Annotated in this window: 18 protein-coding genes; 10 read left to right on the top strand and 8 right to left on the bottom strand. The window is 63.7% G+C overall.

What is annotated here, in order from left to right; all coding sequences use genetic code 11:
• Window positions 1-129: 129 nt before the first annotated feature.
• Window positions 130-579: a preQ(1) synthase gene (gene queF / locus GR303_RS03205; RefSeq protein ID WP_161724562.1), complete on the top strand. Its 450-nt coding sequence runs from the start codon at window positions 130-132 to the stop codon at window positions 577-579.
• Here queF and GR303_RS03200 read toward each other — a convergent pair.
• Entirely contained in the window at window positions 564-1,733 is a 1,170-nt protein-coding gene (locus GR303_RS03200; RefSeq protein ID WP_161724560.1) for an MFS transporter, read from the bottom strand. The genes queF and GR303_RS03200 overlap by 16 nt on opposite strands.
• A gap of 239 nt (window positions 1,734-1,972) precedes the next feature.
• Window positions 1,973-2,821, bottom strand: coding sequence for a 3-deoxy-8-phosphooctulonate synthase (gene kdsA, locus GR303_RS03195; RefSeq protein WP_161724558.1), 849 nt, complete (start codon window positions 2,819-2,821; stop codon window positions 1,973-1,975).
• Window positions 2,822-3,079: 258 nt separating this feature from the next.
• Here kdsA and GR303_RS03190 point away from each other — a divergent pair, with 258 nt between their 5' ends.
• The gene (locus tag GR303_RS03190; RefSeq protein WP_161724555.1) at window positions 3,080-3,349 is read left to right on the top strand and encodes a transcriptional regulator; all 270 of its coding nucleotides are present in this window, start codon (window positions 3,080-3,082) and stop codon (window positions 3,347-3,349) included.
• Window positions 3,350-3,392: 43 nt separating this feature from the next.
• Here the strand turns inward: GR303_RS03190 and GR303_RS03185 are convergent, their stop codons facing one another.
• From GR303_RS03185 to tpiA, 5 genes are all read right to left on the bottom strand, one after another.
• Window positions 3,393-3,797 (bottom strand): DUF350 domain-containing protein, encoded by a 405-nt coding sequence (locus tag GR303_RS03185; RefSeq protein WP_425487124.1) that lies wholly within the window; start codon window positions 3,795-3,797, stop codon window positions 3,393-3,395.
• A 49-nt stretch (window positions 3,798-3,846) separates the two neighbouring features.
• Window positions 3,847-4,716 (bottom strand): VOC family protein, encoded by an 870-nt coding sequence (locus tag GR303_RS03180; protein WP_161724550.1) that lies wholly within the window; start codon window positions 4,714-4,716, stop codon window positions 3,847-3,849.
• 57 nt (window positions 4,717-4,773) lie between these two features.
• Window positions 4,774-6,402 (bottom strand): CTP synthase, encoded by a 1,629-nt coding sequence (locus GR303_RS03175; protein ID WP_161724548.1) that lies wholly within the window; start codon window positions 6,400-6,402, stop codon window positions 4,774-4,776.
• 104 nt (window positions 6,403-6,506) lie between these two features.
• The gene (secG, locus tag GR303_RS03170) at window positions 6,507-6,914 is read right to left on the bottom strand and encodes a preprotein translocase subunit SecG (protein ID WP_161724545.1); all 408 of its coding nucleotides are present in this window, start codon (window positions 6,912-6,914) and stop codon (window positions 6,507-6,509) included.
• Window positions 6,915-7,034: 120 nt separating this feature from the next.
• Window positions 7,035-7,802 (bottom strand): triose-phosphate isomerase, encoded by a 768-nt coding sequence (gene tpiA / locus GR303_RS03165; RefSeq protein ID WP_161724543.1) that lies wholly within the window; start codon window positions 7,800-7,802, stop codon window positions 7,035-7,037.
• Between the two features lie 136 nt (window positions 7,803-7,938).
• Here tpiA and GR303_RS03160 point away from each other — a divergent pair, with 136 nt between their 5' ends.
• The 8 genes from GR303_RS03160 to GR303_RS03125 all read left to right on the top strand — a co-directional run bounded on the left by GR303_RS03160 (window position 7,939) and on the right by GR303_RS03125 (window position 17,087).
• Window positions 7,939-9,831 carry a SurA N-terminal domain-containing protein gene (locus GR303_RS03160; RefSeq protein WP_161724540.1) on the top strand — a complete coding sequence of 631 codons (1,893 nt, stop codon included), beginning with the start codon at window positions 7,939-7,941 and terminating at the stop codon, window positions 9,829-9,831.
• Between the two features lie 4 nt (window positions 9,832-9,835).
• Window positions 9,836-11,356 (top strand): anthranilate synthase component I, encoded by a 1,521-nt coding sequence (gene trpE / locus GR303_RS03155; RefSeq protein ID WP_161724538.1) that lies wholly within the window; start codon window positions 9,836-9,838, stop codon window positions 11,354-11,356.
• Window positions 11,357-11,420: 64 nt separating this feature from the next.
• The gene (locus GR303_RS03150; protein WP_161724536.1) at window positions 11,421-12,050 is read left to right on the top strand and encodes an anthranilate synthase component II; all 630 of its coding nucleotides are present in this window, start codon (window positions 11,421-11,423) and stop codon (window positions 12,048-12,050) included.
• 5 nt (window positions 12,051-12,055) lie between these two features.
• Window positions 12,056-13,069 (top strand): anthranilate phosphoribosyltransferase, encoded by a 1,014-nt coding sequence (gene trpD / locus GR303_RS03145; protein WP_161724534.1) that lies wholly within the window; start codon window positions 12,056-12,058, stop codon window positions 13,067-13,069.
• A gap of 10 nt (window positions 13,070-13,079) precedes the next feature.
• Window positions 13,080-13,880: an indole-3-glycerol phosphate synthase TrpC gene (trpC, locus tag GR303_RS03140; RefSeq protein WP_161724531.1), complete on the top strand. Its 801-nt coding sequence runs from the start codon at window positions 13,080-13,082 to the stop codon at window positions 13,878-13,880.
• Entirely contained in the window at window positions 13,877-14,353 is a 477-nt protein-coding gene (moaC, locus tag GR303_RS03135) for a cyclic pyranopterin monophosphate synthase MoaC (protein ID WP_161724528.1), read from the top strand. Before trpC ends, moaC begins: the two co-directional genes overlap by 4 nt.
• Window positions 14,350-15,606: a molybdopterin molybdotransferase MoeA gene (locus GR303_RS03130; RefSeq protein WP_161724525.1), complete on the top strand. Its 1,257-nt coding sequence runs from the start codon at window positions 14,350-14,352 to the stop codon at window positions 15,604-15,606. The genes moaC and GR303_RS03130 overlap by 4 nt, the downstream gene beginning before the upstream one ends.
• Before the next feature lie 167 nt (window positions 15,607-15,773).
• Window positions 15,774-17,087, top strand: coding sequence for a calcium-binding protein (locus GR303_RS03125; protein ID WP_161724523.1), 1,314 nt, complete (start codon window positions 15,774-15,776; stop codon window positions 17,085-17,087).
• 516 nt (window positions 17,088-17,603) lie between these two features.
• Here GR303_RS03125 and GR303_RS03120 read toward each other — a convergent pair.
• The gene (locus tag GR303_RS03120) at window positions 17,604-20,657 is read right to left on the bottom strand and encodes a hypothetical protein (RefSeq protein WP_161724521.1); all 3,054 of its coding nucleotides are present in this window, start codon (window positions 20,655-20,657) and stop codon (window positions 17,604-17,606) included.
• Between the last annotated feature and the right edge of the window lie 8 nt (window positions 20,658-20,665).

Here is a 20,665-nt window from a genome sequence, read left to right as displayed (position 1 = left end):
TGGCTGAAGTGCGGCCGGAACAGCCCGGTACGGGTGCGGCCTCAAGTCATGGATTGGCTTATTGACCGAAATGTCCGGGTGAGCAAGGACGGCAAGAGCTTTCCCCCTACCAATCCAAGGTCAAATCCCATGACGGAAACCACCCTTCAGCTCGGTCAGGCGAGCACCCTGCCCGACTCCCCCGAAGCCGCCCAGCTCGACCGGGTTCCCAACCCGCACCCGGATACCGATTACCTCGCGCGCTTCACCGTGCCCGAGTTCACCTCCCTCTGCCCGGTGACCGGCCAGCCCGACTTTGCGATCCTGGTGATCGACTACGTGCCGGGCCCGTGGCTCGTCGAGTCGAAGTCCCTGAAGCTTTATATGCACAGCTTCCGCAACCACGGCGCCTTCCACGAGGATTGCACGGTAGCCATCGGCAAGCGCTTGGCCGATCTGCTCGAGCCTCGTTACCTGCGCATCGGCGGCTACTGGTATCCGCGCGGGGGCATCCCGATCGACGTGTTCTGGCAGACGGGAGAGCTGCCGAAGAATCTCTGGCTGCCTGACCAGGGAGTGGCGCCCTACCGGGCGCGCTGACCGGCCGGCCGAGTCAGGACGGAGGATGCGGCGAGGCCGACCGTGACGATGACCAGGGCGGCCGCGGCGGTCGCCCCGGCGAGTCCGATATGGCGCAACCCGAAGCCCATGAGCACCACGCCGAGGGCCTGGCCGCAGAAGAACGAGAAGGCGTGGAGCGCCACTGCCGAGGCGCGCGCGCCGGGCGCCACCTCCGTCACTTGGGCCTGAAAAGTATTGTGGAGCATATAGAAGCCGAGGCCCAGGAAGAGCATGGCTGCCGCATCGAGCTTCCAGTCTCCGCCCATTCCCAGGAGGACGAGGGCCACGCCTGCGGAGAACCCGCCTCCCAACAGGATCCGGCCGATGCCGAGGCGCCTCAGCATCCAGGCGACGAGTGCGGAGTAGATGAGCCCTCCAATGGCAAACCCGCCTAGGGCAAAGCCCGCCTCGGTGGCGCCACCTTCGCCGCGCTCCTCCAGCAGAGGCGCCACATAGGGGAAGATGCCGAAGATGGCGATAGCCTCGATGAAGACGAGGCCGAAGAGGGTCAGAGCGCGAGGATTGGAGAGAATGTCCCTGTAGCGCACGAGGGCGCTCCGAAGGTCGAATCGGCCTCCCGGCAGCGCCCCCCTGAAGCCGATCACGGTGGCGGCGAGGGCCAGCGCGATCATGACGGCGGACAGGGTGAAGACACCCCGCCAGCCGATCCATTCTGCCAGGAGGCCTGCAAAGGATGACCCGGCCAACTGGCCAATGATGACGGCCACGAAGTAGCGGCTCAGGGCGACCTGACGCTGCGCCATCTCCACCCGGTCGCCGATCAGCGCGATGGAGAGCGGGATGGATCCGCCGGCAGCGGCACCCGCAATGATGCGCAGCGTAAAGAGCGTCGATGGGTCGGGGGCGAAGACGGAGCAGGCCAGAGCCAGGAGAAGCAGCGCCAGGGCCGCCTTCATCACGCGCTCCTTGCCCATGGCATCGCCGATGGGGCCGAGGATTGGCTGGATGAAGGCATAAGGCAGCGCGAAAGCGGCCGAGAGGAGGGCGATGGTCTGCGGCGTGGAACTCAGGTCCCTGGCGATGACCCCGACCATGGGCTCGACTGCCCGACCGGAAAACGTGCTCGCGAAGCCGCTGGTGGCGAGGATCAGGATCAGGTTGCGGGAGGACATGATGCTCTCAGCCGGGGATCTGGATCCCGCTCATATCATGGCTTTGAGGGAAGACGAGATGCAGAAGCGCAGACCTGCCCTCCCGGCAGGTCATGGAGAATGGAGAAAGACTTACCTCGTCCTCATCCTGAGACAATCGCGCAACGCCTGTCCAGAAAGAGGCGCGAGAGTGCTCCGCAGGCTGCTTCGAGACACGAGCAAGCTCGCTCCCGGGCATGAGGGCAGAGATGTAGGCAGGCTCAGGCCGCCCTGCCCTTTGCCAGAGCGTCGAAGGCCTTGAGCTGGGCCAGCAAAGCCTCGAGTTCCTTCAGCGGCACCATGTTCGGCCCGTCGGACGGAGCCTTGTCGGGATCAGGATGGGTCTCGATGAAGACGCCCGCAACGCCGACCGCCGCTGCTGCCCGAGCCAGGACCGGAACGTATTCCCGCTGGCCGCCCGAGGTCGCGCCCTTGCCGCCCGGCTGCTGCACGGAATGGGTGGCGTCGAAGATCACCGGAGCGCCCGTCTCGGCCATGATCGGCAGGGACCGCATGTCGGACACGAGGGTGTTGTAGCCGAAGGAGGCGCCTCGCTCGGTGAGCATCACGTTCGGGTTGCCGGCGGCCCTGACCTTCGCGGCGACGTTGGCCATGTCCCAGGGGGCCAGGAACTGGCCCTTCTTCACGTTCACGACCCGACCCGTCTTGGCGGCCGCGACCAAGAGGTCTGTCTGGCGGCAAAGAAAGGCGGGAATCTGGAGGATGTCCACGACCTCGCCCACGGGGGCGCACTGGTCGTTCTCGTGCACATCGGTGGTCACGGGGAGAGCGTAACGCTCCTTCACCTCGGCGAAGATGGAAAGCGCCTTGTCGAGCCCGATGCCGCGAGCGCTGGAAATCGACGTGCGGTTGGCCTTGTCGAAGGAGGACTTGTAGACGAGCCCGAGGCCGAGCCTGCCGGCGATCTCCTTCAGAGCCGCCGCCATCTCGAGCGCATGCTCGCGACTTTCCATGGCACAGGGCCCGGCGATGATGCTGAGGGGCAGGTGATTGCCGAAGCGGACGGGGCCGGCTTCGACGACGGCTTGGGGCTGCTTTGTCTCGATCATGCGCCGTCACTAGCCTTTTTCCGGCCAAAGGCAAAGCGGCGATCTGTCCCTTCAGGCAGGGCCTGCCCGGCGTGGTCTATGTTCTGCAGGCGAGTTTTTTAACCAAGCTTACAGCGTGTTCTTTTGACCAATCGTTAGCTAATTTACTTTAGGTAATCAGCTAAGCATTATAGACCATGCAGGCATAAGCTAAGAATAGAAGCCTGTTCGATAGGGGTCTGTTGCGATTGCATTGGGTAGCGCAGGAGGAGCGCTCTGATGTCCGAGCATCATAAGACGCAGGAACTGATTGCCATTCGGGCGGCTCTTGGCTTCACCCAGAGCCGAATGGCGCACGAAATCGACATGAATCTGCGCGACTACCAGGCTTTCGAGTGGGGCGAGACGGAAATTCCGGATCTCTACATGAGGGCGATCGAGCGCATCGCCATGCTCCATGCCGTCCGGCACCGGAACCCGATGCTGGTGCCGCCTGCCCTGCGCACGGAGGCGGTTCAGTTCGCCAGGATGGTCGAGGCGGGAGCCTGATCCGGGATGGCCCGCAACGGTTTTGCGGGCCGCGTTCCCACCTTCAGAACGTCATCGCGGCCGCGTTGATGATCCCGGCCGAAAGGGAGGCCGCTCCGAGGAAGAGCGCCGCGGCCATCTCGCCTGCCGCGATCCGCTGCGACAGGTTCGGCATCACGATTCGCACGAGCCAGTAGACGAGGATCTGCACGGCCAGGGCCACCAAGCCCCAGACGAGGCAATCGACGAGGGTCTGCGCGTGGACGATGGCGCTGGCGAGAGGAAGGGCGAAGCCCACGAGGCTGAAGCCGAGCGCCGTGGCCGCCGAGATCACGTTCTCGCGGATCAACGCGAACTCGTTATGCATGGTCGCGAGGGTATAGAGGGCGAGGTACAGCCCCACCAGAGCGACGGCGAGCACGAAGAAGATCAGGAAATCGGGCAAGCCCGCCAGAGAAGAAGCCACGATTCTAGTCCCCCACACGATCGATGTTTTTCAATCGCTTAAGGGATCATGGTTAATATTGCGTTGGCTCGAATGCGATTGCCACGCCGAAGGCGGCGCTCGCCGGCACGATGAGCCTGCTCCCGATGTGCTGATAGGGAATCTCGGCCGAGGCGAGCCATCGCGCATGACGCTGGATGTCCTCGACCCGCACGGCAAAAGCCACGAAGGACGGTTGATCGAGCTCGGCTTCGATGGAGCCGTAGATCTCGGCGGCATCATCCGGCGTGAGGACGTCGATGTGGCCCTCACTCAGGCGGAACGACAGGTCGTCCCCGTCGGGGCTCCCCGGCTTCACGCCTGTGAACGCGGTCAGGAAGGAGCGCAGCCGCTCCGGCTCGGGAGCCGTCAGGGTCACGGAGGCGATCCGGGTTGCCTTGTTGTCGTGGCGCTGGAACTCCGGGTTCCAGAAGTTTTCCGGGTAATGCTGCTGGCAGACGAAGAACCCGGCTTTGGATGAGTTGTCGGCCGATGCGAAGGCAAGGGTGAAAGCGACCCTGGTCTCGCTGCCGTCGGGACGCCGGCCGCTGCGCTCGAAATGGAAGGGCTCGAAGGATCCGATTCCCTTCTCGGCGAAGAGAGCGGCATCAGCCTCGGCGTTCTGGCTGTCGAGGACCAGCATTGCCAAGCCCTCGCGGTCCCGAAGGTAGTCCTGCACGAAGGCGCCGAAGCTGAAGGCGCTGGCCCGGTGAGGGCTGATGGCGGCCCCCTCGCCCACCGAGATCAGCTCGATGAAGGAACCTGGAAACTGCACGATCCGGTTCTCGGTGCCCCAAGGGTGGCGGTTGCGACCGCCCACCTGGAAGCCGAGGCGCTGATAAAGATGCGCCGCCTTGTCGAGGTCCTTGACGGCAACAACGAGATGGTCGATCCGGCGGGTCATCGTGCTCTTTCCTGTCGGTCGCGCCAACGAATTCAGGCGCGACGGTTCAGGTTAACATCAAACCAGCCGGCTTTGCTCCACCGCCGCGTGGATGAAGCTCCTGAAGAGCGGGTGCGGCTCGAAGGGGCGCGACTTCAGCTCGGGATGGTACTGAACGCCGATGAACCAGGGATGGTCCTCGTATTCCACGATCTCCGGCAAGACGCCGTCCGGCGAGACGCCGGAGAACCGCAGGCCCTTGGCCTCGAGCCGCTCGCGGTAGGACATGTTCACCTCGTAGCGGTGCCGGTGGCGCTCGGAAATCTCGGTGCTGCCGTAGATCTCCGCCACCTTGCTGCCGGGCATGAGAGATGCCTGGTAGGCACCCAGACGCATGGTACCGCCGAGGTCGCCGCTGGCGGTCCGCTTCTCAAGCTCGTTGCCGCGCAGCCATTCGGTCATGAGGCCGACGACCGGCTCGGAGGTCGGCCCGAACTCGGTGGAGCTGGCATCCTGAATGCCCGCAAGCGACCGGGCTGCCTCGATCACTGCCATCTGCATGCCGAAGCAGATTCCGAAATACGGCACCTTGCGCTCGCGGGCGAAGCGCGCCGCCCGGATCTTGCCCTCGGCCCCGCGCTGGCCGAAGCCGCCGGGCACCATGATGCCGTGGATGCCTTCCAGGAACGGAGCCGGATCTTCGTTCTCGAAGATCTCGCTCTCGATCCACTCGAGGTTCACCTTCACCTGGTTGGCGATGCCTCCGTGGTGAAGCGCCTCGATGAGCGACTTGTAGGCGTCCTTGAGGCCTGTGTACTTGCCGACGACGGCGATCGTGACCTCGCCCTCAGGGTTGTGGACGCGCTCGGAGATCGTGGTCCAGCGGGAGAGGTTCGGGGTCTTGCTCGTGTCGAGGCCGAAGGCGGCCAGAACCTCGCTGTCGAGGCCTGCCTCATGATAGGCCAGCGGCACGTCGTAGATCGAGCGAGCGTCCCGCGCCTCGATGACGGCCGTCTCACGGACGTTGCAGAACAGGGCGAGCTTGCGGCGCTCGTCCTTCGGGATCTCGCGGTCGGTGCGGCACAGCAGGATGTCGGGCTGGATGCCGATGGAGCGCAGCTCCGCCACGGAGTGCTGGGTCGGCTTGGTCTTCAGCTCGCCCGCCGAGGGGATGAACGGCAGCAGCGTCAGATGCACATAGATCGCCTGCCCCCGCTCCAGGTCGTTGCCGAGCTGGCGGATGGCCTCGAAGAACGGCAGGCCCTCGATGTCGCCGACCGTGCCGCCGATCTCGACCAAGACGAAATCGAAGCCCTCGTTGCCGGTGAGCACGAAGTCCTTGATGGCGTTGGTGACGTGCGGGATGACCTGGATGGTCGCGCCGAGATAGTCGCCGCGGCGTTCCTTGGTGATGATGTCCAAGTAGATCCGACCCGTCGTGATGTTGTCGGCCTTGGTGGCCGGCACACCCGTGAAGCGCTCATAGTGGCCGAGGTCGAGATCCGTCTCAGCGCCGTCGTCGGTCACGAAGACCTCGCCGTGCTGGTAGGGACTCATCGTTCCCGGATCGACGTTGAGATATGGGTCGAGCTTGCGAAGCCGAACCTTGTAGCCGCGTGCTTGGAGAAGTGCTCCGAGGGCCGCCGAAGCCAGCCCCTTGCCGAGCGAAGACACCACGCCGCCGGTGATGAATACGTACCGCGTCATGGACCCCTATCCATAAACATCGGGCGTCGATTCGCAATCGCGAACCAACCGGCCCGAATCCCATCCACAAAAAGAGAGGGCCGGAAGCACCGGCCCTGGTTTGCTTACTGCTGAGGCGCTGCGGGCGCCGGAGCGCCGGGCGCAGGCGCCGCGGGCTGGTCGCCCTGAAGTCGCTGCAGCTGCTCAAGCACGTTGCCGCCCTGCGGAGCCGCCGGAGCCTGCTGGCCCGTGCCCGGGGCGGCCGGAGCGGTCCCGTCCAGGATCGAGCGAGGCGCCCGGGTCGAGGTCGCCATTACCGTGAGCGCGATGCTCGTGATGAAGAAAAGGCCTGCCAGGATCGCCGTAGCCCGGGTGAGCGCATTGGCCTGGCCGCGCCCGGTCATGAAGCCCGAAACACCGCCGCCTCCGCCGCCGCCGAGGCCCATGCCGCCACCTTCGGAGCGCTGCAGGAGAACCACGCCGATCAGGGCGAGCACGATGATCAGGTGGATGATGATGAGAACTGTTTGCATCGTTTTCAAAAACCTCAAGCGGCTGCGCACAGGGCGCCAGCCGCTCGCAACCCGTTCGTTGCGGCGGCCTGTAGCACAGGTGGGCGCCGGATCAAAGACCCGCAACCCGCCTTTTCGCGGTTACCCGAGATAGGCGCCTGCGATGGCCAGGAAATCGGCCGCGACGAGGCTCGCGCCGCCCACCAAAGCCCCGTTGACGTTGTCCACCGCCATGAGCTCGGCGGCGTTGGAGGGCTTCACCGAGCCGCCGTAAAGGATTCGGACCTTGGGGGCATCGGCCTTGCCGACGAGGCGGCGCAGCTCGTCGCGGATCAGGACATGGACCTCCGCCACGTCCGCTGCCGTCGGGGTGAGCCCCGTCCCGATGGCCCAGACAGGCTCGTAGGCGACCACGAGGTTGTGGCTGTTCGAATCGACGGGAATCGAGCCGCGCAGCTGCTTGCGGACGACGTTGAGCGTCTTGCCCCCCTCGCGCTCCTCCCGGGTTTCGCCGACACAGACGATGGCCGTCAGGCCGGCCCGGTGGGCCGCCACCGCCTTGGCGCAGACGTCGGCATCCTTCTCCCGGTGGTACTGCCGGCGCTCGGAGTGGCCGACGATCACATAGGTCGCGCCCGCATCGGCCAGCATTTCGGCCGAAAGATCCCCGGTGAAGGCGCCCGATTCCTTGGCATGGCAGTCCTGTCCGCCGATGGCGACCCGGGAGCCGACGGAGAGCCGGGCGAAAGGAGCGATCAGGGTCGCAGGCGGGCAGACGGCGAGCTCCACTTTGGCCTTGAGGCCGGGGGTGTAGCCGGCATGGATCTCCTCCAGCACCTTCGCCGAGGTCCTCAATCCGTTCATCTTCCAGTTGCCCGCAACCAAGGGGCGCGGCCTATCGACGCTCATTTAAGGCACTCCTGTCACGCTTGATAAATTGGCACTAGCAGAGGCTTGAGCCCTCTTTCAACCAGACTTGCCCTTTTCGGAGAGGCGCTGATCGTTTATCGGCAGGTTTAACGAGTTTTTGGGAAACGGGTTCACGATGCTTCGGAACATGCGCAAGGCTGGGCAGACCGTGGTCGGCAAAATCATTGCCACCATCTTTTTCGGCGCGATCATCGTCAGCTTCGCCATCTGGGGCATCGGCGACATCTTCCGCGCCACCCCGGCCTCCACGGTCGCCGAGGTGGGCAGCACCACCATTTCGGTGGAGCAGGTGCGCGAGGCCTATACCGAGGAACTCCAGCGGCTCGGACGGCAGTTCCGTACCGTCATCAGCCCTGAGCAGGCCAGGGCCTTCGGACTGGATCAGCAGGTGATCAACAACCTCGTGACCGAGGCCGTGATGGCTGAGAAGGCCAAGGAAATGGGCCTTTCGGTGTCCGATGAGCTCGTGGCCGGCTCGATCGTGAACAATCCGGCCTTCAAGGGGGCCGATGGGCAGTTCAATCGCGCTCTTTTCGATCAGGCCTTACGCAACGTGAACCTCTCCGAGGCGGGCTTCGTTCAGGAGCAGCGCGCCTCCATGCTGCGCCTGCACCTGGCCGAGGCCCTCGCTGGCGACGTCACCGTGCCGATGGCGGCCAAGGAAGCCCTGCACCGCTATGCCAGCGAGCGCCGCAGCGCCTCGTATCTGCTGCTGACGCCGGAACTGGCGGGCGACATTCCGGCTCCCACCGCCGAGCAGCTTCAGAGCTTCTTCAACGAGAGGAAGAGCGATTTCCGGGCGCCCGAGTACCGGTCCGTGAGCGTCCTGGCGCTCGATGCCGCATCCCTCGCCAGGCCCGAAACCATCTCCGAGGCGGATGCCCGCCAGCGCTACGAGCAGCAGAAGGCGAGATACGGCACGCCTGAGCGCCGCACGATCCAGCAGATCACCTTCCCGTCCCAGGCCGAAGCAGAGGCCGCCGCCGCCAAGATCAAGGGGGGCACAGCCTTCGAGGCTCTTGCCGCAGAGCGCAACATCTCCCCGCAGGACCTCGAGCTCGGCACCTTCACCAAGGCGGAGATGCTTGATCAGGCCGTGGCCGAAGCGGCCTTCGGCCTCGAGCAGGGCGCCGTGAGCGCCCCCATCGCAGGCCGCTTCGGGCCCGTGCTCGTGCGCGTCACGCAGGTCCAGCCCGAGGCCGTGCGGCCCTTCGAGGACGTGGCTGCCGACCTGCGCCGCGAGATCGCCGTGGAGCGCGCCCAGGGCCAGATCGAGAAGATCCATGATGAGATCGAGGATCTGCGGGCGGGCGCCAAGCCCTTGGCCGACATCGCCCGGGAAAAGGGCCTGACCCTGATCCAGGTGCCGGCTGTGGACGCCAACGGCCTCGACAAGGCTGGCAGCCCGGTCAACCTTCCCGAGAAGGATGCGGTGGTGAAGGCGGCCTTCGCCTCCGACATTGGCGTCGACAACGAGGCCCTGCGCACGGCGACCGGCTATGTCTGGTACGACGTAACCGGGATCGAACCCTCCCGCGAGAAGACCCTGGACGAGGTGCGCGAACAGGTCGGCGCCCAGTGGCGTCAGGATCAAGTGGCCCAGCGTCTCTCCGAGAGGGCGCGTGGCCTGGCGGAGCGCCTCGAGAAGGGCGAGGCTGTCGAAGCCGTGGCCCAGGAGGCCGGCGTGTCCGTCAAGAACGCGGCGGATCTCTCCCGCAATGCCGCCAAGGACGATCTGGCGGTCGAGGCCGTGAACCGCATCTTCGCCGTGCCGGTGGGCAAGGCCGGGCATGCGGCGAGCGGTGAGGGTCGCGCAGTGTTCAAGGTAACCGCCGCCACGGTGCCGCCCCTGGTCACGACTACCCAGCAGGCGCAGAACACCGAGACCCAGCTCCGCAATGCCTATGGCGACGACCTGATCAGCCAGTACATCGCTCAGGTGCGGCAGGAACTGGAGGTCACCATCAACCAGCAGGCCCTGCGCCGGGCGACGGGCAGCGAATCGTAAGGCCATGACGATCACGCCTGATTTCGCATCCTTCGCCGCTGCTTACGAGGCCGGCGAGGCCGGCGTCCTGCGCGCCACTCTCGTCGGCGATCTGCTGACCCCGGTCGCGGCCTTCCTGAAGCTGCGGCATGACCGGCAGGGCGCGGCCTTCCTTCTGGAATCCGTGGAGGGCGGCGCCACCCGTGGGCGTTTCTCCATGATCGGGCTCGACCCGGACCTTGTCTGGCGCTGCCAGGACGGCGTGGCATCCATCGACCGCCATGCCCTCAGCCGGATGCAGGAATTCCGCGTGGACGAGCGGCCGCCGCTGGAGAGCCTGCGGGCGCTGATCCGGGAAAGCGCCCTGCCCCTCTCCGACGACCTGCCGCCCATGGCGGCCGGTCTCTTCGGCTATCTGGGCTACGACATGGTGCGCTTCATGGAGCGCCTGCCCGAGACCAATCCCGATGCCTTGAAGGTTCCGGACGCCATCCTGGTCCGGCCGACGGTGATGGTGGTGTTCGATGGGGTCCGGGACGAGATCTCCCTGATCACGCCGGTACGTCCCCAGGCCGGGATTCCGGCCAAAGCGGCCTACGAGACCGCGCTCGCGCGGCTGGACGAGGTGACGGCGGCGCTGGAGCGTCCGATCCCCATCGACGACCGCAGCGACCCGACGAAGATCCACTTCGAGCCGCCGGTCTCCAACACCACGCCGGAGGAGTTCACGGCGATGGTGGCCAAGGCGAAGGAGTATATCCGCGCAGGGGACATCTTTCAGGTGGTGCTGTCGCAACGGTTCGAGGCGCCCTTCCCGCTTCCCGCCTTTGCGCTCTACCGCTCCCTGCGGCGCGTCAACCCGGCGCCGTTCCTGTGCTACCTCGATTTTGAAGGTTTTCAGATCGTCTGCTCCTCCCCGGAGATCCTGGTGCGGGTCCGCGACGGCAAGGTCACGATCCGCCCCATCGCGGGCACCCGTCCGCGGGGCGTCACCGCGGCCGAGGATCGGGCTCATGCGGAGAGCCTCCTCGCCGACCCGAAGGAGCGGGCCGAGCACCTGATGCTCCTCGATCTCGGACGCAACGACGTGGGCCGGGTCGCGGAGATGGGTTCGGTCGAGGTCACGGATTCCTTCTTCCTCGAATATTACAGCCAGGTGATGCACATCGTTTCGAATGTGGAGGGCCGCCTCGACCCGAGCTTCGATGCCCTCGACGCGCTCGTGGCGGGCTTCCCGGCCGGCACGGTCTCCGGCGCGCCGAAGGTGCGCGCCATGCAGATCATCGACGAGCTGGAGAAGGACAAGCGCGGCCCCTATGCCGGCTGCATCGGCTATTTCGGAGCCAACGGCGAGATGGACACCTGCATCGTGCTGCGCACGGCGGTGGTGAAGGATGGGCGCATGGCGGTTCAGGCGGGCGCGGGCATCGTCTATGACTCCGACCCGGCTTCCGAGCAGCAGGAGTGCATCAACAAGGCCAAGGCCCTGTTCCGCGCGGCGGAGGAGGCGGTACGCTTTGCGAGCGAGGCGAGGGTCGGGCAATGACGGCCGCGCCGGTGGCAATGCTTCCCTTGACCGAGGCCGCCGCATACGCGAACGTCGGCGCGCCATGACCCGCGTTCTCGTGATCGACAACTACGACAGCTTCACCTGGAATCTGGTGCATCTGCTCGGCCCTCTCGCCACCTCGGTCCAGGTGGTGCGCAACGATGCCATCGCCACCGACGAGGTGCTCGCCTCCCGTCCGGACGCCATCGTGCTCTCGCCGGGGCCCTGTACCCCCAACGAGGCCGGGATCTGCCTCGATCTCGTCAAGCGCGCCTCCCCCGAGATCCCCACCTTCGGCGTCTGCCTCGGGCTGCAGACCATCGGCCAGGCCTTTGGCGGCACCGTCTCCCGGGCGTCCCTGCCGATGCACGGCAAGGTCTCCGACGTGGAGCACAACGGACAGGCGGTGTTCCGGGGCATCAACGGCCCCTTCAAGGCCACCCGCTACCATTCCCTGATCGTGGACCGCGAAACCTGCCCGGACGACCTCATGGTCACGGCCGAAACCTCGGACGGGCTGGTGATGGGCCTGTCCCACCGGTCGCTGCCGATCCATGGTGTTCAGTTCCATCCCGAAAGCATCCTGTCGGAGCATGGGACGACCATCATGCGCAACTTCTTCGCACTCGCCGGGGACTGGAACGCCAGGCACCGCGCGGGTGGCGGGCCGTCCGTGCCAGCAGGACATTGAAACCGATGGAATCCTTCAAATCCTATCTCGCCAAGGTTGCTACGGGGGCGTCGCTGACCCGAGACGAGGCGCGCTGGGCCTTCGACGACCTGCTCTCCGGCGAGGTCACCCCCGCCCAGGGCGGCGCCTTCCTGATGGCCCTGCGCGTGCGTGGCGAGGCGCTTGAGGAGATCGTCGGTGCGGTCACGGCGATGCGCGGGCGCATGATTACGGTGAACGCCCCGGACAGGGCTGTCGATATCGTCGGCACGGGCGGCGATCATTCGGGCAGCTACAACATCTCGACATTGGCCTCCATCATCGTCGCCTCCTGCGGCGTGCCGGTCGCCAAGCACGGCAACCGCGCTGCCTCCTCGAAATCCGGTACGGCCGATGTGCTGGCAGCCCTGGGCGTGAAGCTCGGCCTCGATCCGGAAGGCCTTGAGCGCTGCCTCAAGGAGGTGGGCCTGTGCTTCATGTTCGCCCAGAGCCACCACGCCGCCATGCGCCACGTGGCGCCCGTGCGCGTGGAACTCGGCACGCGCACGATCTTCAACCTGTTGGGGCCGCTCTCGAATCCGGCTGGGGTCAAGCATCAGCTTCTAGGCGTGTTTTCAGAAACTTGGCTGGATCCTCTCACTCAGGTTCTGAAGGAGATGGGCTCCAGGAAGGTTTGGACCGTGCATGGATCCGACGGCCTCGACGAAATGACAACCACCGGCCCGACCTTCGTGGCCGCGCTGGAGAACGGCTCCATCCGCCGCTTCACCGTCACGCCCGATGAGGTCGGCTTGCCGAGGGCAAAACCGGAGGACCTGAAGGGCGGCGATCCGGAGCACAATGCAAGGGCGCTCCGCGAGGTTCTCGATGGCGCCCGCACGGCCTACCGCGACGTGGCCCTGCTCAATGCGGCGGCCTCCCTCGTGGTGGCTGACGAGGCAGCCAACCTCCGCGATGGTTTGGAGCGCGCGTCACAGGCCCTCGACAGCGGCGCCTCCAAGGCGACCTTGGAGCGGCTCGTGAAGGTCTCGAACGGGTGAGCGCCAGATCATGAGCGACGTGCTGAGCCGGATCGAAGCCTATAAGCGCCAGGAGATCGCAGCGGCGAAGGCCGCCATTCCGCAAGCCGAGATTGAGCGCCGCGCCCGGCAGGCCCCGCCTGCGCGCGGGTTCGCGGCGGCCATCGAGCGGCACCTCGCCGAGGGTCGGCCTGCCCTTATTGCGGAGGTGAAGAAGGCAAGCCCATCCAAGGGCCTGATCCGCGCGGATTTCGATCCTCCGAGCCTTGCCCGGGCCTATGCCGAGGGCGGCGCCACCTGTCTCTCGGTTCTCACCGACGAGCCGTCGTTCCAAGGCCGGCCCGAATATCTGGGCCTGGCGCGCGAAGCCTCCGGGCTTCCTGCCCTGCGCAAAGACTTCCTGTTCGAGCCGTACCAGGTCTATGAGGCCCGCGCCTGGGGTGCGGACTGCATCCTCGTCATCATGGCGAGCGTGTCAGACAGCGAGGCCCGGACCCTGATCGATACCGCCCACAGTCTCGGCATGGACGTGCTGGTCGAGGTGCACGACCGGGCGGAGCTTGAGCGAGCCCTGCCCCTCGGTACGAAGCTGGTGGGCATCAACAACCGGAATCTGCGCAGCTTCGAGGTCTCCCTCGGCGTGAGCGAAGAACTCGCCCCGCTCATACCCCCCGACCGCATCGTCGTGGGCGAGAGCGGCATCTTCACCCTTGAAGACATCGAGCGTCTCACGAAGGTGAACATCCGCACATTCCTCGTGGGCGAGAGCCTGATGCGTCAGGCCGACGTGGCAGCGGCCACCCGCAGGCTCCTGTTCGGCGAAGCCGCATGACAGGGCTCACGCATCTCGACGCGGCGGGCGAGGCCAACATGGTCGACGTCTCGGACAAGGACGTCACGAGCCGCACCGCCGTTGCGGAGGGTTGCGTGGTGATGCGGCCGGAGACGCTGGCTTTGATCCGCCAGGGCGACGCCAAGAAGGGCGATGTGCTCGGGACGGCGCGTCTTGCGGGCATCATGGCCTCGAAGCGCACCCACGAGCTCATCCCCCTCTGCCACCCTCTCCTCATCTCCAAGGTGAAGATCGATTGCGCCCTCGACGAGAGTCTGCCGGGCGTGCGGGTGACCGCTGAGGTGAAGGTGTCGGGCCAGACCGGCGTGGAGATGGAGGCGCTCACCGCCGTCTCCGTCGCCTGCCTCACGATCTACGACATGGTGAAGGCCGCCGATAAGGGCATGCGGATCGAGAGCGTGCGCCTGCGCCGGAAGAGCGGTGGCCGGTCGGGAGATTTCGAGGCGCCATGAGCCTGATCTCGGTCGAGGATGCCCTGTCCCGCGTATTGGCCAGCATCGAAAGGCCGGTTGAAGCCGAGCATGTTCCTCTGGCCTCCTGCGCCGGGCGCACCCTCGCCGAGGATGTGAGCGCCCGGCGCGACCAGCCTCCGTTCCCGGCTTCCGCAATGGACGGCTATGCGGTGCGCAGCATCGACTGCACCCGGATCCCTGCGACCCTCCAGGTGATCGGAACCAGTGCAGCAGGAGCCCGGTTTGCCGGTGCGCTCGGCCTCGGGGAGGCCGTGCGGATCTTCACCGGAGCTCCCGTGCCCGAAGGCGCCGACGCTGTGGTGCTGCAGGAGGACGCGGAGCGCTCCGGCGACACGGTGACGATCAAGGAAGCGCCCCGCCCCGGACGTCACATCCGCGCCGCAGGCCTGGATTTCCGGGTCGGCGACATTCTCCTGCAGGCGGGGCTGCGCCTCGACTCCCGCCACATCGCGCTGGCCGCCGCGATGGGTCACGGGACGCTCTCCGTCCACCGCAAACCCCGCGTTGCCGTCCTCGCCACCGGCGACGAGCTGGTGCGGGCGGGCGATCCCTTAGGTCCGGACCAGATCGTGGCCTCAAGCCTCCCGGCCACCCTGATGATGGCTGAGAAGGCCGGCGCGGAGGCCATCGATCTCGGCATTGCCCGCGACAGTATCGAAGCGCTCGAGGAGCGCATCCGGGCCGCGCGGGAGGCCCAGGCCGACATCCTTGTCACCCTGGGCGGCGCCTCGGTAGGGGAGCATGATCTGGTGCAGAAGGCCCTCACCCGCCAGGGCATGAGGCTCGGCTTCTGGCGCGTGGCCCTGCGCCCTGGAAAGCCGCTGATGCACGGCCGCCTGGGCTCGACCCTGCTCCTGGGGCTGCCTGGCAACCCGGTTTCGTCCCTCGTCTGCGCCGTGCTGTTCCTGGTGCCTGCCATCCGCGCCCTGCTCGGCGACCAGCATGCGGCCGAGGACCCGACGGAAGACGCCATCCTCGGAGCTGATCTGCCGGCGAACGGAGAGCGCCAGGACTACATGCGGGCCTCCCTCGCCCTTCAGCCGGTTCCCTTGAGCCTTTCCCCAGGAACCGAGCGCCTGATGCTCCCTGTCGCGACGCCGCACCTCCTGCAGGATTCCTCCATGCTGAGCATCCTGGAGCGCTCCGACGCCCTCCTCGTCCGCCCCCCTCATGCGCCTGCGGCCTCCGCGGGAGAGCCATGCCGGATCATCCGGCTAGGGCAGTTTTGTTAGGAACTACTCCCTGCTTACTGCTGGCGGTCGATCGCCACTTCGTTGGACCTCCAGCGGTACTCCTCGTCATGCCCTTTCGATATGTGACGGCATACTCTATTGCCCCTCGCCCCATCTTATGTAACGTTATATAAATAATCATATAGCCAAGTCACAAAGGGGCAGAAATGGCAGACCGTATTTTTGAGGGCAGCGAGAGTAATGATGTATTCAACGTTGTCGCTCCCCATCCTAACGACACTCTGATCTATGTCGGATTGGGCGGTAACGACACTTTCGTAGTGAATGCAGGCGTAGCAAGAACAAGCATTTCCGGAACGAACAACTTTGGCCATTTCAATGATCGCCAAATAGACGTCATCCAACTCCTTGGCTCTGCTCACTTCAATTCCATCACCGCCATTGATGCTCTTACTTTTGCGTCCCCGGTACCGACTGCAACTACGCTCACTTACAACGCCAACAGCTTCTTTGGCGTTTCTCAGGTTTACGGATCCACGGCCGGCATTGACACGATCCACTTCACGAGCGCCTCTGAATCCGTCGATCTCGATCTGTCCGGAACGACTTTCCTGAACTGGAGCCGAGCCAATCAGACCATTCTGGTTGAGATGAACACCGATACAACAAGGGTCTTGGACGACCGTTTCGTCGGCAGCACGGCAGGCGAGCGTGTCACCGCAGGCCTCGGCCGTGACCTGCTCTATGGCAACCTCGGCAACGACTATCTCGACGGCGGCGACGGCATCGACGTCCTCGACGGCGGCGACGGCAACGACACCTTGATCGGCGGCGGCGGCGAAGGCCCGAACATCCTGAAGGGCGGCAAGGGCAACGACGTCTACAAGTTCAGGGAAAAGGTCGACATCATCATCGACGCCGGTGGTCTCGACTGCCGCGTGGTGACGAAGAACACCACTTTGTCGTCGAGCGACAGGCTGTTCGAGGGTCTGGCTGCCGACGAGGCGCTCAGTGCCGGGAAATCCGTGAGCCTGAAGGGCACGGCGAAGGCCAACCTGCTCATCGGCCATACCGGCCGGAACACGCTCGACGGCCTTGCAGGCAACGACCTCCTGGAAGGACGCGGCGGGAACGACAAGCTGATCGGCGGCGCTGGCAACGACCGCCTCACCGGCGGCCTGGGTACGGACGCCCTCAATGGCGGGGCGGGCCGGGATGCGTTTGTGTTCGATGCCGCTCTCGGCTCCGGAATCGACAAGATCACCGGTTTCTCGACGCGTGACGACACCATCGTTCTCGATCAATCCGTCTTTACCGGCATTGCTGCGGGCAAGCTTCCTTCTAGCTTCTTCGTCAGCCACACGGCGGCGAAGGATGCCGACGACCGGATCATCTACAACAAGAAGACCGGCGCCCTCTTCTACGATGCCGATGGCATCGGAACGGCAGCGGCGGCGATCCGGTTCGCAACGATCGACAAGAACCTGAAGCTCTCGGCTGCGGACTTCCTGATCGCCTGATCAGCAGCACGCGACAAGAAGAGCATATCAAGACCGCTCCGGCCCAAGCCGGAGCGTTTTCATTTTGTGCTGAACAGGGTGCTGCGTTGCCCGACGACAGCTCTGGCTGGACGGCTTCGATCTTCTAGAGAACCCGGAAGCGTGATCTTCACTGCCCGGCGGAGCAGGCGCGCATATCGACAGTTCGGTACTCTCCGTTGAGCAATAATCGGGTCAATATCCAGCAATGCTTTTCCCATGTAGCCCCTGTTGTGGACCGGAAGACGGGCCAACCCATTCGGTCCTGAACCCTCGCCTCACTGTCGAAAATGACGGGAGCATACCCAGACGCTGGCAGGTAAAGCGCTTCCGGGGTGATGGCTGACGAGGTGCATGCTCGAGCAGCAGGGCAGCAAATCTCACATGTGAGAAGTGGGAGTAAGGCGGCATCCCGCTCCTCCCACGTCCTGACAGAAACAGATATGCCGGCCTCGCGAGAGGCCGGCACAGTACTCATTATAGCGTTGCAAATCTATCCTAAATGAACAGGACTTCCTTGTGGTTGAAGCCCCTCAAGGCCTTGTTATTGGTGAAGTTCGCCATTTCGATGGCCGCCTTCGAGCCTGAGCCGTCGGCGTCATAGTAGAGCACGCGCTTCTTGGAGTCGTAGACGAAGTAGTCGTCCTGATCCTTTGCCTTGGCGCCGACCGTGAAGAATTTCTTGTCCATCTTCAGCGGGATGATTTCCGTGCCCTTCTTGATCAAGCCATAGAGCTTCTTGTTCGACTTGAACAGGTCGTTGTCGAGCCAGATCGAGTCATCCTTGACGCTGTAGTCCTTGATCGTGTCGTAGTTGACCCGCCGGTCCGTCGAGGACGTTCCGAGCTTGCCGTCGAAGACGAACACGTCCTTGCCGACGCCACCCCAGAGCGTGTCGTTGCCGTACCCCCCCCAGAGCTTGTCATCGCCCAGGCCACCAAAGAATGTGTCCTTGAAGTTGCCCGTCTTGCTGCCCTTGATCACATCGTTGAGCGGGCTGGCACTCGCGGCCAACATCGTCTCCGGGTTGATGTCGGCAACATTGATGGTGATATTCTCCTCATATGATAGTCCGGCCCCTGACTTATCAGTGACGCGTACCCTCACCACATGCGATAGACTCTGTTCCGCATCGAGCATGACGCCGTTCGCAACCACGATCTGGTTGCCGCTGATCGCGAAGCGCCCATCTGGATTAACGATCGAGTAGACAAAGCCACTGGTGTCGTTGGGATCTTGGGCGCCAAGCGTGGCAACTACAGTGTTGGCGCCTGTGCTGCTGGCGCCTGCCAGTTCCTGAACCGTGCCACCGCTCAGAACGAGGATGTCGTTCGGAGCTTGGTTCTGAGAAGCAGTTACAGGGTTAATGCGGACGGTCACGGTCTCCGTATGAGAGAAGCTGCCGTCAGCAATACGTACATAAACCTCAACGTCGGTCGGCTGATTCACGTCGGGCAGGCCGAGCTGCCCGACTGTGATTGCTCCTGTAGCCGCATTCACCGCGAAGTTGTACGCGCCGGTAATCTCGACCCCATTGCGGTCAACGAGCGTATACTGGTAATTGCGGGTCGCAGGAGCTGTGTCGGGGTCCGTAATAGATTGCACCGTACCTACTGTCGCCCCGACATTCGCGTTTTCACTGATCGGGCTCACGTTATAGGTCGCATCCGAGATCGCCTCGTTCCTGTCGTTGAGGTAGACCTTCACAGTAGTCGGAGCAGAGGTCAGACCACCCGTACCGCTCTCCCTCGCACGCACCTGCACATTGAAGTACTTGCGCTCTTGCGCAGTTCCGGCGTCCTCCACCATCAGGTTCGGGTTGTTCTCATAGTTCTGAGCGGTTCCGTTGAAAGTTATGACACCCGACGAGTTTACGGAGAAAAGGCCCCCGAAGGTGTTGAGCAACTCATACCCTAGCGTTGTTCCGCCAAATCCGTCGTCAGTCGACTGAACAGTCGCGACGTTCACGGTCCCGGCCAGATCTTCTGTCAGAGCTAGGACATTCCCGCCGACAATGGTCGGGGCAGTCGGAGGGTTGTTGCTTTGGTCGTCGCTCGGGTCGTTTGTCAGATTAATGGTGACGTATTGAGAGCCTTCAGCGCCGCTGTTGTCCCTCGCGATGATCTTGATCAAGTGTCGCTTCTGACCTGCCGGGAGAGCGTCGTAATCGATCGTTCCCTTGACGACGAGGGTCCAGACACCGCCATTGCTGACGATATCGTACAACGACGCATAGGGAGTCTGGGAGTCGGTCGTATCGATCCGGTAAGTGAACGGACCACCCCATTGCGGATGGTTCCCATCGGGATCGGAAGCGACCAGTTGAGCGACTTGAAAGTTCGTAGGCCGATTTTCCTGAATCGTAACTTGATTGTTGTCTACAGTGTTCAGCCACGCTCTCGGAGCATCATTCACATTGTTCAAGTAGACCTTCACCTGGGTTGTGCCAGACTGCAAGCCTCCCTGCCCACTTTCAACCGCCCTGACAGTCACGTTGAAGAACTTGCGCTCCTGTGGAGTTCCAGGACTCTCAACCTGAAGATTCGCGTTGTTCTCATAGTCCTGCCGTCCACCGGTGAACCTGATCTCGCCAGTCTGTGCATCAAGTCCGAACAGCCCCCCAGGATTGCTGACCAGCTCATAACGCAAAGCGCCGCCGATACCATCGTCAGTCGACTGCACACGAGCAATGACCGTTGTCGCGGGTATCGTGGCCTCTTCATCGAGCGTTGCAACCGTTCCCTGAACGGCAGGATTGCTTGGAGGATCGTTAGTCGCCACAGGGTTGACAGTGAACGTCACGCTTTCTCTGTAAGACGCACCCGCACCGCCCATGTCAGTCACCCGCACATGCAAGGTCACAGGAGTGGGAACGGTTACATCAGGGAGCCCACCGGGTCCTACAGTAATAACCCCAGTGGTTGAGTTAATCTGATAGTTAGTCCCAGTGTAAGGCGAACCGTCGGAATTTACGAGAGCATAGCGAAAATCCCGGAAATTCTGAAGCTGATCCTCATCCGTGACAGTGATCCCGGTTGCGATTACATCACCCTGGGATGCATTCTCGTTTAGGGTGTAGACGGTGGCGTATTGCAGATCCGTAGGAGCATCATTCGCATTTTGGATGTTGAATGTATACTTGACTTCGTATTCGGCAATAGGTGTATACCCAGATTTCGGAGTAACTTTAAAGTCGATCTGATTGTACCAAAGATCGTTTGGGCCATCCTTATCTTCGGAATTGAAATTAATGGGGCCGCCATTCTTGATGTAAACAACCCAATCGCCTGCATTCCATTGAGGAGGAGATCCAGGGCCGTTGGTGGTTGCCTGCATAATCCCGTATCGGCCAAAGTCGTCCCCGGCCGCTCCAGGATCCGTAAGCGGTGTAATATCAAAGCGCGTGTGATCCTCTCCGGGCTCCCACCCGGTAATTTTTGCGACAATTGTCCCAGTAGCGATATTCTCCGGAATGTTCAGGGCAGCTGGATTGCCGGACTGTGTCGTATAGCCATTCACGCCCTGCATTTCGAGGAAGAAGAATTCAGGCATTTTTTAAA

It is taken from the genome of Microvirga arsenatis (genome assembly GCF_009910705.1).
GTDB lineage: Bacteria > Pseudomonadota > Alphaproteobacteria > Rhizobiales > Beijerinckiaceae > Microvirga > Microvirga arsenatis.
The sequence above is the reverse complement of the archived record's forward strand: the minus strand, read 5'-3'. Positions and strand labels throughout refer to the sequence as shown.

Coding starts and splice junctions, on each gene's coding strand:
- tpiA (WP_161724543.1), bottom strand. CDS start 7,802: ATGAGCGTCGATAGGCCGCGCCCCTTGGTTGCGGGCAACTGGAAGATG.
- kdsA (WP_161724558.1), bottom strand. CDS start 2,821: ATGATCGAGACAAAGCAGCCCCAAGCCGTCGTCGAAGCCGGCCCCGTC.
- trpD (WP_161724534.1), top strand. CDS start 12,056: ATGGAATCCTTCAAATCCTATCTCGCCAAGGTTGCTACGGGGGCGTCG.
- queF (WP_161724562.1), top strand. CDS start 130: ATGACGGAAACCACCCTTCAGCTCGGTCAGGCGAGCACCCTGCCCGAC.
- GR303_RS03120 (WP_161724521.1), bottom strand. CDS start 20,657: ATGCCTGAATTCTTCTTCCTCGAAATGCAGGGCGTGAATGGCTATACG.
- trpC (WP_161724531.1), top strand. CDS start 13,080: ATGAGCGACGTGCTGAGCCGGATCGAAGCCTATAAGCGCCAGGAGATC.
- GR303_RS03150 (WP_161724536.1), top strand. CDS start 11,421: ATGACCCGCGTTCTCGTGATCGACAACTACGACAGCTTCACCTGGAAT.
- GR303_RS03200 (WP_161724560.1), bottom strand. CDS start 1,733: ATGTCCTCCCGCAACCTGATCCTGATCCTCGCCACCAGCGGCTTCGCG.
- GR303_RS03125 (WP_161724523.1), top strand. CDS start 15,774: ATGGCAGACCGTATTTTTGAGGGCAGCGAGAGTAATGATGTATTCAAC.
- GR303_RS03180 (WP_161724550.1), bottom strand. CDS start 4,716: ATGACCCGCCGGATCGACCATCTCGTTGTTGCCGTCAAGGACCTCGAC.
- GR303_RS03175 (WP_161724548.1), bottom strand. CDS start 6,402: ATGACGCGGTACGTATTCATCACCGGCGGCGTGGTGTCTTCGCTCGGC.
- secG (WP_161724545.1), bottom strand. CDS start 6,914: ATGCAAACAGTTCTCATCATCATCCACCTGATCATCGTGCTCGCCCTG.
- moaC (WP_161724528.1), top strand. CDS start 13,877: ATGACAGGGCTCACGCATCTCGACGCGGCGGGCGAGGCCAACATGGTC.
- GR303_RS03190 (WP_161724555.1), top strand. CDS start 3,080: ATGTCCGAGCATCATAAGACGCAGGAACTGATTGCCATTCGGGCGGCT.
- trpE (WP_161724538.1), top strand. CDS start 9,836: ATGACGATCACGCCTGATTTCGCATCCTTCGCCGCTGCTTACGAGGCC.
- GR303_RS03130 (WP_161724525.1), top strand. CDS start 14,350: ATGAGCCTGATCTCGGTCGAGGATGCCCTGTCCCGCGTATTGGCCAGC.
- GR303_RS03160 (WP_161724540.1), top strand. CDS start 7,939: ATGCTTCGGAACATGCGCAAGGCTGGGCAGACCGTGGTCGGCAAAATC.